This window comes from Caballeronia sp. SEWSISQ10-4 2 (genome assembly GCF_030464885.1).
GTDB lineage: Bacteria > Pseudomonadota > Gammaproteobacteria > Burkholderiales > Burkholderiaceae > Caballeronia.
This window is the reverse complement of the sequence record NZ_JALPRJ010000155.1, coordinates 1-9948: the sequence shown is the minus strand read 5'-3', so window position 1 is coordinate 9948 and position 9948 is coordinate 1. Positions and strand designations below refer to the sequence as shown.

The window sequence follows — 9948 nt, the reverse complement described above, 5'->3', positions numbered from 1 at the left end:
GGACACTAACTCGCCCGTGGTTGGAAAGCGCTTTCTTTGCTTCGTTTCTTTGTCCAAAGCCGCTTTGGACAAAGAAACGACGTGCCGCCACGCACAGTGGCTAACAGTGATAAAGAGAACAGCTAAGACATAACGACCGCAGACGCTGAAAGCAGCAACCCGGCATTAACCCAGTCCCACGAGCGCCAGCAACCCCCCCCGACCGAGTGCGAACGAAAACAAACCTACGATTCCGAGGCCCCTGGAAACCGCACATCGATATGTTGCGACGGCGCCGCGACAGGCTTGTCATACCGCCCGGCCTTCCAGCGTGCACGAATATACGGCTGCTCACGGCCTGACAAATGCAGCGCGATATCCGTAATCCAGCGCTGCGTCGGCACGGAAATCCCGTGAAGCGTGATGGCCACCATCGCAAGACTGACGGCAACCGGCGCCGGTGACAGCTTTCCAGATTCCGCGCGCCAGGCGAACACCACGAATACCAGCGCAGCGAGCGCGCCGAGCGCACATCCGATCACCACTTCCGACACCGAATGCGCGTTCAGCAAGATCCGCGACACGCCGACCACGATCCCGAGCAGCACTCCCGTCGAGACGCCGAGCGCGCGCAGCCATCGGCGCCCGGGCAAACACGCGACGAACAAGGCGACCGGCAATACCGCCGACGACACCATCGCGTGCCCGCTGATTCCCGTGAAATCCAGGTCGCGCACACCGACACCCCATCCCATGAACGCAATTTTCGTGAGCGCCACAAGTACGCTGGCGCCCCCGAGCACGGCCAGCCAGCACGCCGCATACCGCCACGGATAACCAAGCGCAAGCCACCCGGCAACCGCGAGCGCGAGCGGAATCATAACGCCGACGCTGCCGAGCGACGTAATCGAAAGCCAAAGCGAAAGCGGCAAGTCAGGCATGAAGATTGATTCTGCAGAGCGGTGGAAAGCGGACAGTATACCTGCCAGACGCGCTCCGAAATTTTTAGAGGAAGTCTAAAAGTATCGACGAATTAACACGAAGTTCTTGCAACGTGCCTGCATTGTGTGCCGAGTTGACTACAACGTGACGCAATGTGAAATTCTCTGAGTCGCGCACGGTCGCTCAATAAATGCTATTGTGCAGTGCACAACATTCGCCACGCCCGAAGGGTTTGGTGATCCATTTCTTCCTGTGCGGACCCTAATTCGATGCCAAAAAGCCTAACCAAACTCTGGCTACGAGGCTTGAAACGCCTTGTAGCGATGCAGATCGCACCGCCGAGAGTGCCAAAAGTGCGCGCTCCGGCGCGGCCCGTTCGCGCCAAGGCGGCCAAGGCGGCCAAACCGGCAGTCGCGAAGCCAAAAGCTAGCGCAAAACCGCGCGTTCTTGGAGAGTCGCGGGTCCGGCCGCGCGCTTCGGCATGGGCCGTGGGCAAGTGGAGCCGTTCGTTTCACTCGGCACCCCCGACGGCGGGCCGATTCGTCAATCATCTGGCATACGCGTTGTATCTGCCGACCGGCGCATCGCTTGCGGGCATGCCGCTGGTCGTGATGATGCACGGCTGCCAACAATCGGCTGAAGAGTTCGCGCAGGGTACGCGCATCAATCTCTTGGCCGATCGTTTCGGATTCGCCGTGCTGTACCCCGAGCAATCGAAGACGGCGCACGTCCACCGATGCTGGCATTGGTACGAAGATTCCGCCCATTCCGGCGGGGGCGAAGCGGCGGCGGTCGTCTCTCTGGTGCAGGAGGTTGTCGCGCGGCATCGTTTCGACGCCGAACGCATCTATCTGGCCGGTATGTCGGCTGGTGCCGGACTGGCAGCAATGCTCGCCGTCAAGTATCCGTCGTTGTTCGCGGCTGTCGGTTTGCATTCAGGCGTGGTTTTCGGTGACGCGAATTCAGCAATCGGCGCAATGGACGCCATGCGCCGCGGCAGCCGCAGCGATCCGGTCGGGTTGATCGACGCAGCGGTCGACGTCGCGGATTATCCCGGCATGCCGGCCGTGATCGTGCACGGAGAGCTGGATTCGGTCGTATCGAAGATCAATGCCGAGCAACTGACAACGGAATTCCTGCGCCTGAATCATTTCACCGACGCAAACGGCGCCTGGCGTAACGGCGAACGCCGCGAGGAAACGCAAGCCGATGGCACCGTCACGGATTACGTGAAAGGTGGGCGGCGCGTGATCAGGACCTGCATCGTGCGCGGCCTGGGCCATGCCTGGAGCGGCGGCGACGACACCGTGCAGTTCCATTCGTCCAAAGGACCGGATGCATCGGCCATGCTGTGGGAGTTCTTCAAATATCAGCGCCGCGTGCATTCAGCGGTGCGCGACGAGACGCTGGTTTAACTCAAGTGTTGTAAAAAAGCCTTTCGTATCAATGCGATTCTTTTTTGAGCGCTAGCATTTGCTTAGGGATTACCCTATACTTCGTTCAAAGCACTAGGTACTTACCCTAATCATTAAGCGAGGTTCACCATGTATCTGCTCAGCCGCCTCTTCCTGTTCCTGACGAAATCCGCCGACCAGCGTGACAAGGAGCGCAACGACGCTTATCTGGCCGAAGCCACTGACATTTACGACCTCGAATACCGCATGCAGAAGCTGGATCGTCGCGCGTCGTCGCGTCATCCCTCGTGGCTCGCGCAGTAATTCGTTAGTCAGTAGAAGGACAAGCAGGATTCGTCACGCCGAAATCGGCGTTGTCGAAGCAAAAAAATGCCGGCCACGAAGGCCGGCATTTTTGCGTCTGGCGGTTGGTGAACCAAGCCTGGGGCGAGTTCCCCGAGCGCTCTGGTTCAGACCAGCTTGACGCGTACGTCGACGTTGTTACGCGTCGCGTTCGAATACGGGCACACCTGATGGGCCGTATCAACAAGCTTTTGCGCTTCAGCCGCGTCCAGTCCCGGCAGCGAAACACGCAATTCGACGTCTAGCGCGAAGCCGCCCTTGTCGTTCGGGCCAATGCCTACGTAGGCGGTGACCGTTGTGTCGGCGGGAATGGTCTTCTTTTGCTGACCGGCAACAAATTTCATCGCGCTCAGGAAACACGCCGAATAACCGGCGGCGAATAGTTGTTCCGGGTTCGTGCCGGCTGCGCCCGAGCCGCCCAATTCCTTCGGCGCACTCAATTTCACATCCAGATTTTCATCCGACGATACTGCCCGGCCGTCGCGGCCACCCGTGCTCGTTGCGGTTGCTGTGTAAAGGATGCTCATGATGTTCTCCTGTTCGATGGTTGCCGCCCGGCGGCAGAAAGTGGGGTGTTCGGTAACGCAGTGCCAACGGAAATAAATATATCGCGATAATCATTTGTGTGCAAACTAAATTGACACAAGGACGATTGTTTATTGCTATCGGGGGAATCAGGTTTGATTGTGTTTTGTCAGCGACGCGCGCAATTGCACCAGATCGTCGCGCAGCTTGATCAGCCGGTCGGCGTCCGATCCGGCCGCGCAATAGATTTCGCCGGGGATATCGCGGATAGCGCGTTTCAGCGCACGGCCGGCGTCGGTGAGACGGATATGGACTTGCCGTTCGTCTTCAACACCTCGGACGCGCTTGACGTAACCTTGCGCCTCGAGACGTTTTAACAGAGGCGTCATGGTCGCTGAATCGAGACTTAGCCGTTCAGCCATTTGCTTGACGGTCAGATCGTCGCTTTCCCACAGGACCAGCATCGTCAGATATTGCGGATAAGTCAGCCCGACTTTGTCGAGCAGCGGTTTGTACGTCTTGGTCATCGCGAGCGAGGTTGAGTACAGCGCGAAGCAAAGCTGGGCGTCGAGTTCGAGCGGGAATTGCGGTGAGGAGGTCATGGCGGTCGCGCTTTGCGTGCGCTAAAAAACGGGAGATAACGGTAGTGTACGCAAATATTTAGCACACTAAGGAAGCGGCGCGCGCTCGGTTCACGACGAGCCCAGAAGTCTCAAAAACAAAACGCCGATGACTAAACAGTCATCGGCGCCTGATCATCGCAAACAAAAAGCGGAGAAAAGACTCACGCCGGGGGTCCAGACAGGTCGGGAATATCGGGTGAATCCTCCGATTGCACACTGAAACAGCCGCGATATGTCGCGTAAAACGAGCAATACAACGCGGTCGTGACGAGGATGGACGCCGGCATCAATACCGCGAGCGCCATTTCCTGTGCGACGCCGAGCACTTGCATCAATGCGCTCAGTCCGAACGACACGGCGAGCGCAATCCCGATCCACAACACGCCGTAAATGACGAACGCGCCGCGATTGCGCCAGCAACTGACAAAGCTGAAGAACAGCGCTTTCACCGGCGGCACGTCGTGCCAAGCGACGAGAATCGGCGCGAACCAGAACAGCATGGCGACGGGGAGGTAGCAGATCATGGCAACCAGCACTGCAAGCGGATTGAAGCTCGCCGCCACGGTTTCCGGATCGCCGGCCGGGCCGTTGCCGAGCATCATGTTGAGCAGCAGGCCGTCATCGACCAGCGCGGACGCGGCGAAGATCAGACCCATTGCGACAACGTAGATCATGCCGAGCACCAGCAGGCGGCGCGCGACGATCTGCCCGTAAGCACGAAAGCCGTCGATGAGAACCGTCGGCCAGACCGGCTTCTTGGCGATGGTATTGCGGCAGGCCGCCATGAATCCCACGGCTACACCTGGAATCAGCAGCAGCGGCAGCACGGGACCGATCAGCGGCAGCCGCGAAATCAGCGTCATGGCGAACAGATAGGCGAAGAACACCGTGAGAAACGCGAGCGGATTCCGGCGAAACAGCCAGATACCCTGGCGGAACCACACATAACCGGTTTTGGCGGGGACTTCGATCAATTGCATTGATTAATTACCGTGAACGGGAGGAGGCGCAACTTTGATGCGCTCGCGCAGAATGCGTTCGAAATGGCCGGGATCGTGCGGTTTTAGCATCTCGGCTTCGCGTGGCCGGTAAAAATCATAGAGACGCGACACCCAGAAGCGCAACGCGCCCGCGCGCAACATGTCGTTCCAGTGATGCTCTTCGGCCGGGGTGAACGGCCGCACCGTCTGATAGGCGCGCAGCAACGCGTCGACCCGCGCCATATCAAGCGCGCCGCTGGCCAGGTCGATGCACCAGTCGTTCACGCAGACGGCGACATCGAAGAGCCATTTATCGTTGCCGGCGAAGTAGAAGTCGAAGAACCCGCCAAGCCGCGTTTCATCCGCCGTTGGATGCGCGAACAGCACGTTGTCGCGGAACAGGTCGCAATGGCACGGGCCTTCGGGCAGCAAGCGGTACTCGTCCGATGCGAAAAACGCCGCCTGATGGGCGAGTTCATTCGTGATCAACGCGCGCTGGCCGTCGCTCAAATGCGACAGCACGGCCGGCACGTTTTCTTGCCACCACGCGAGGCTGCGCAAATTCGGCTGATACGCGGGAAAATTCCGGCCGGCCAGGTGGAGCCGCGCGAGCATCTGTCCCACTTCAATGCAGTGCGCCGGTCCCGGCGCCAGTTCCGGCGCGCCGTCCAGCTTTGTGACGATGGTCGCGGGCTTGCCGTTCAGCTCGCCGAAAAGCGCGCCGTCGCGGCGCGGCATGGGATCGGGAACAGGCACGGCGTGATGTGCCAGATGGCGCATCAGATCGAGATAAAACGGCAGTTGCGTGGCGGTGAGGTTCTCGAAGATCGTCAGGACATACGCGCCGCGCGTGGTCGTCAGGAAGAAGTTGCTGTTCTCGATGCCGGACGCAATGCCACGGAAGTCGACGACTTCGCCGAGTTCGTAATCTTGCAGCCAGTCGGTGAGCTGGGAATCGGTGACAGCAGTGAATACGGCCATGCGGGAGAGCGTCGATGAAGGTTGGAATGCGGGCGGACCGACGGCGTGCGTCAGTCAGGCGCCGCGTTGCCGTGAGACGGCGACGCAACGCTGGGATCGGCGTATGAAACTAGCAGCGGGCGGTGAGTGCTCAGTAAGTCAGATTCCACGACGGCAGGCGCGTGCTGGGCTTGCCGTTATCGCGCACGGTCGGTGACGTGTCCGCCGGCGCGCTCATTTGATAACGCGTGCCGAAGTTCGAGCGCACGTCGATTTCAACCGGCTTGCCCTTGTCGCGGTATTCGGTGATTTCAGTGCCGTTCGTACTTTGTTCGTGATAACTCGGCAGACGCGGGGGCGAAATCTCGACCTTCGAGCTGACTTGCGCAGCGGGCCGGTTGATGGCCTTCAGGTCCGGCAGCCCGGCTTTTTCTTCCGGCGACATGGCGTGCGCCGGAGGTTCATCCGTCGCGGGGGCCGATTGCGCGAATGCGCCCATGCTGGCTGCGGCGAGAATGGCCGCGATAGCGACAGATTGAAGCGGCTTCATGATGTTTCTCCAGATGAGTGCCCGAATTTTAGCAAAACGCACTCGCTAAAGGGACGTTGAACCCGTCGCAAAAGTCTTATTTTGCGCTGGTTTCATCGAAAGGGTGCTGGCGCGGCGGGGCGTGTTGAAGAAACGCATCGACGGAAGGGGTGTTCATGGGCGCGTGGTTCTTCCGTGTTAATGTCGATTTCACAAGAGGTAAGCGCGTCTCTGTCAGGGTTGCCTGTCAAGCCGCTGGCGCAGAAGTTTTTGGTTCGTGTACTAACGCGTGTACTTTCCCGTCCCCGTGCCCTCAGACATCCTCCTTCGTCGGTTCTGGACTAAGGAAATCGCAGGGCACAGTGCGCACTGCCGGAGGTGAACGCTGCGACGCGAGCCCATAGTTGGCACACTGAGTCCGTGCGTTGCCCGCGACTCCTACATCAGCCGCACGATTGAGAGTTGACTCGCTCAGGGCGCCTCCCATCCACATCGGGCAAGCGCCTTTCTCATGTACTTGTTCCCCAGTTTCCCCTAGAAGATAGCCGTCGTCGTGTGCATTGAAATTGGCACAAGTGTGTTCTCGGAGATTACCCCAAGGTTTGTAACGCTCCCTTGAGGTACTTGCGCGAGGCAAGGTGCCGGATGCATTCTTTCGCATTCTCTTCGCCAGGCGTTGACAACCCAGAAAGGATTTGCACGATGGTCAAGATCTCTGCAGGGGTGGGTCCACAATTCCCACAAGTCGTCGTTCTGTTCGGCGCCACCGGCGATCTGGCGCGACGCAAGCTCTTACCAGGCCTGTTTCATCTCTCGAGTGCAGGATTCATTCCGGGCTGCAGAATCATTGCCGTCGCACTCGACAACATTCACATTGACGAATTTCGCCGCACGGCGCGAGAAGCGCTCGACGAGTTTTCTTCTCGCAAGGTCGCACAGCCGGAGTGGGACACCTTCGCCGCCAATCTTGACTATTTGCCGCTGACAGCCGGCGCGGAGACACTCAAGGCAGCGGTGCTGAATGCCGAACTGAGCTTCGATGGCGAGTGTCGGCGGCTGCATTACCTGAGCGTTCCGCCTAACGCCGCGCTCTCAGCCGTCGGCATGCTCAAGGAAGCGGGCCTCGTGGAACGCTCGCGGATCATCATGGAAAAGCCATTCGGAACGGATCTGACAAGTTCTGTTTCGTTGAATGCCCGGTTGCACGAAGTCTTCGAAGAAGAGCAGATCTTCCGGATCGATCATTTTCTGGGGAAGGAGCCCGCTCAGAACATTCTCGCTTTCCGCTTTGCGAACGGTCTGTTCGAGCCGATCTGGAACCGCAACTTCATCGACCACGTTCAGATCGACGTGCCTGAAACGCTAGGCCTCGGCAAGCGCGCGGGTTTCTATGAACAGACAGGCGCATTTCGCGACATGGTCGTCACGCACCTGTTTCAGATTCTCGCGTTCATGGCGATGGAGCCACCGACGTCGCTGGAACCGTCGCCCATTAGCGAGGAAAAGAATAAGGTCTTTCGTAGCATGCTGCCGATACAGCCAACTGACGTTGTCCGGGGGCAGTACACCGGTTATCGATCCGAGGATGGAGTAAGTCCGGAATCGGAAACGGAAACATTCATCGCGTTGAAATGTTCGATCGACAATTGGCGCTGGGCCGGCGTTCCATTTTATCTGCGCACAGGAAAGCGGCTTGCCGAGGGGCAACGGATCATTTCCATCGCATTTCGCGAGCCACCGAAGAGCATGTTTCCGGCTGGATCAGGTGTCGGTTCACAGGGACCGGACCATTTGACGTTTGACTTGGCGGACGCCTCGAAAATGTCGCTTTCGTTCTATGGGAAACGCCCGGGTCCCGGGATGCGGCTGGACAAACTGAGTCTGCAGTTCGCCATGCGCGATACCGGCCTGATTGGTGAAGTACTGGAAGCCTACGAGCGATTGATCCTCGATGCCATGCGCGGTGACCGTACGCTTTTCACCACCGCTGAGGGTATCGAACGGTTGTGGGAAGTATCGACGGCCTTGCTCGAATCGCCCCCTCCCGTTCGCTTCTACGCTCCGGGCTCGTGGGGGCCAAACGCCATCCATCAGCTCGTCGCGCCCCGGGCGTGGCGGCTTCCATTTGAGAGGGCGTGGCGGGATCCAAACGCGTTGGGTAGTTGACTCGATTCGGTGTTAGAGATACCTCGTACTGTTATAACTCGTCGATGTGAGCCCTTCTGGCTGTGTGCCGCGGTTGAGTGGGCCTCTCCGCGAAATCATCGTTTTGTGCATGCGTTGGTACCAGAGTTACAAGCTCAGCCTTCCGGACCTCGTAGAAAGATGACCGAACGCGGCCTGTCGCTGTCGCACGGATTCGGTTGCGATAAGACCGTCTTGATGAGCCAACCTGAAATTACAAGGATGACTAATATAATAATTGAAATGAAACTGTTTGGCGACGGATGGATAGGTTCAAATTGTCAGCGTCAGCCCTGATAACACGAAGGCGGGCAAGGTTTGACGAGCTGATCCGTGCTATTGCCGTCACGGTCGTGCAGCGATGAGCGACTACGGTAAGCACATGAATTGTGATTGCCGCGACCATCCGGCAATACGCAGGATTGACGGGACTTTCCCTGCACTGTTTCCCGGCTTCCGATGTGTGGATACTGCGCACTGGAGGGCGCTTTTGCGATGTCCGACGTGTGGGCAACTATGGGCTGTTGATGAATGGGACAAGTATCAGATTCAGCTTGCGGTAAAGGTCGCAAATGCGGAAGGCTGGAGTGCTTCAGACGAGGCCCTGCGTAAGGAATATCTTGCTCAGTCTCGTGGAGAGAATACGGCTGAAAAATGCATGTGGAACGGCTGCGAGAAGAATCAGTTGAACGGTAGCGCATACTGCGTCGACCATCTCTACGCCACTGGCGCGAGAACCTGACCGGGTCGCGAACTCATATCGAATTGAGCAGAGCCTCGAAAAACGGATAGTGGTGGGCGTTGGCCAACTGGCGTGCTGCTCTCTCGACTTCAGCTATACGGCACTACTGGGTGAACACGCTCGCCGTATCGTCCACAAAGAGGGGAAAATCATGGAGTGAGCACCACGCTTTTAGTTGCGCGTGAATCGAACTCCAATACGGTGGCGCTCATTCAGGTGCAGAGACTTGCCACACAGCTTCGGCCGAAGCGCGACGACCGTCCGTCGGTGCAGGACCGCTCGGATCTCTGAGCGGGGTCGCACCCGTGCAACGGGAGGGTCAACGCAATTATCCAGCGCTGTCCGGGACCACCGATTCTGATCTTTTGAGGCCCAACAATAAGGATGGAATTGCGAGCGACCACCTCAGACGTCATGTCAACGCGGCATGGGCACCTGGTCGTAGACATACACACCGCGTCCGGTCTTCCTGCCAAGCTTCCCCGCCGCCACCATTTCTCGCAAGAGTGGGCAGGCACGATACTTGGAATTCCCGAAGTCGTTCAGAAACACATCCATCACAGATAGACAGACATCGAGGCCGATCAGGTCTGCCAGAGCTAGCGGGCCAAGGGGCTGATTCGCACCTAGTTGCATCCCGGCATCGATTTCCGGTGCTGTCGCGACATTTTCCGGCTTTGTCGCAATGAGGCTGCCTGCTATGCTGCAGGCAACGAGACGAACGATG

General features: G+C 58.5%; 11 protein-coding genes. 4 read left to right on the top strand and 7 right to left on the bottom strand.

Features of this window, described 5'->3' with window-relative positions; all coding sequences use genetic code 11:
• Positions 1-224: 224 nt before the first annotated feature.
• A complete protein-coding gene (locus M0D69_RS42430) occupies positions 225-920 on the bottom strand; it encodes a phosphatase PAP2 family protein (protein WP_301787769.1) in 696 nt (231 codons plus the stop codon).
• A gap of 270 nt (positions 921-1190) precedes the next feature.
• Between M0D69_RS42430 and M0D69_RS42425 the strand changes: the two genes are divergently transcribed.
• Entirely contained in the window at positions 1191-2336 is a 1146-nt protein-coding gene (locus M0D69_RS42425) for a PHB depolymerase family esterase (RefSeq protein WP_301787768.1), read from the top strand.
• 129 nt (positions 2337-2465) lie between these two features.
• On the top strand, positions 2466-2639 hold the full coding sequence (locus M0D69_RS42420; protein ID WP_075645337.1) for a DUF3563 family protein: 174 nt from the start codon (positions 2466-2468) through the stop codon (positions 2637-2639).
• Between the two features lie 146 nt (positions 2640-2785).
• Here the strand turns inward: M0D69_RS42420 and M0D69_RS42415 are convergent, their stop codons facing one another.
• The 5 genes from M0D69_RS42415 to M0D69_RS42395 form a co-directional block, all read right to left on the bottom strand.
• Complete coding sequence (locus M0D69_RS42415; protein WP_301787767.1) at positions 2786-3205, bottom strand: organic hydroperoxide resistance protein; 420 nt, start codon at positions 3203-3205, stop codon at positions 2786-2788.
• 147 nt (positions 3206-3352) lie between these two features.
• A complete protein-coding gene (locus tag M0D69_RS42410) occupies positions 3353-3805 on the bottom strand; it encodes a MarR family winged helix-turn-helix transcriptional regulator (RefSeq protein ID WP_301787766.1) in 453 nt (150 codons plus the stop codon).
• A 182-nt stretch (positions 3806-3987) separates the two neighbouring features.
• A complete protein-coding gene (locus tag M0D69_RS42405; protein WP_301787765.1) occupies positions 3988-4806 on the bottom strand; it encodes a BPSS1780 family membrane protein in 819 nt (272 codons plus the stop codon).
• A 3-nt stretch (positions 4807-4809) separates the two neighbouring features.
• Positions 4810-5787: a homoserine kinase gene (locus M0D69_RS42400; protein ID WP_301787764.1), complete on the bottom strand. Its 978-nt coding sequence runs from the start codon at positions 5785-5787 to the stop codon at positions 4810-4812.
• 130 nt (positions 5788-5917) lie between these two features.
• Complete coding sequence (locus M0D69_RS42395) at positions 5918-6316, bottom strand: hypothetical protein (protein WP_301787763.1); 399 nt, start codon at positions 6314-6316, stop codon at positions 5918-5920.
• A gap of 681 nt (positions 6317-6997) precedes the next feature.
• Here M0D69_RS42395 and zwf point away from each other — a divergent pair.
• Together zwf and M0D69_RS42385 are read left to right on the top strand one after the other, a co-directional pair.
• Complete coding sequence (zwf, locus tag M0D69_RS42390) at positions 6998-8461, top strand: glucose-6-phosphate dehydrogenase (RefSeq protein WP_301787762.1); 1464 nt, start codon at positions 6998-7000, stop codon at positions 8459-8461.
• A gap of 916 nt (positions 8462-9377) precedes the next feature.
• On the top strand, positions 9378-9512 hold the full coding sequence (locus M0D69_RS42385; RefSeq protein WP_301787761.1) for a hypothetical protein: 135 nt from the start codon (positions 9378-9380) through the stop codon (positions 9510-9512).
• 126 nt (positions 9513-9638) lie between these two features.
• On the opposite strand, the gene M0D69_RS42380 is transcribed toward M0D69_RS42385, so the two are convergent.
• The coding region (locus M0D69_RS42380; RefSeq protein WP_301787760.1) for a 3-hydroxyacyl-CoA dehydrogenase family protein at positions 9639-9948 on the bottom strand (310 nt) is incomplete at its 5' end.

What these genes read in the sequence shown, in the direction of transcription:
- M0D69_RS42400 (WP_301787764.1), bottom strand. Translation starts at nt 5,787, where the DNA reads ATGGCCGTATTCACTGCTGTCACCGATTCCCAGCTCACCGACTGGCTG.
- M0D69_RS42415 (WP_301787767.1), bottom strand. Translation starts at nt 3,205, where the DNA reads ATGAGCATCCTTTACACAGCAACCGCAACGAGCACGGGTGGCCGCGAC.
- M0D69_RS42410 (WP_301787766.1), bottom strand. Translation starts at nt 3,805, where the DNA reads ATGACCTCCTCACCGCAATTCCCGCTCGAACTCGACGCCCAGCTTTGC.
- M0D69_RS42430 (WP_301787769.1), bottom strand. Translation starts at nt 920, where the DNA reads ATGCCTGACTTGCCGCTTTCGCTTTGGCTTTCGATTACGTCGCTCGGC.
- M0D69_RS42395 (WP_301787763.1), bottom strand. Translation starts at nt 6,316, where the DNA reads ATGAAGCCGCTTCAATCTGTCGCTATCGCGGCCATTCTCGCCGCAGCC.
- M0D69_RS42425 (WP_301787768.1), top strand. Translation starts at nt 1,191, where the DNA reads ATGCCAAAAAGCCTAACCAAACTCTGGCTACGAGGCTTGAAACGCCTT.
- M0D69_RS42405 (WP_301787765.1), bottom strand. Translation starts at nt 4,806, where the DNA reads ATGCAATTGATCGAAGTCCCCGCCAAAACCGGTTATGTGTGGTTCCGC.
- zwf (WP_301787762.1), top strand. Translation starts at nt 6,998, where the DNA reads ATGGTCAAGATCTCTGCAGGGGTGGGTCCACAATTCCCACAAGTCGTC.
- M0D69_RS42420 (WP_075645337.1), top strand. Translation starts at nt 2,466, where the DNA reads ATGTATCTGCTCAGCCGCCTCTTCCTGTTCCTGACGAAATCCGCCGAC.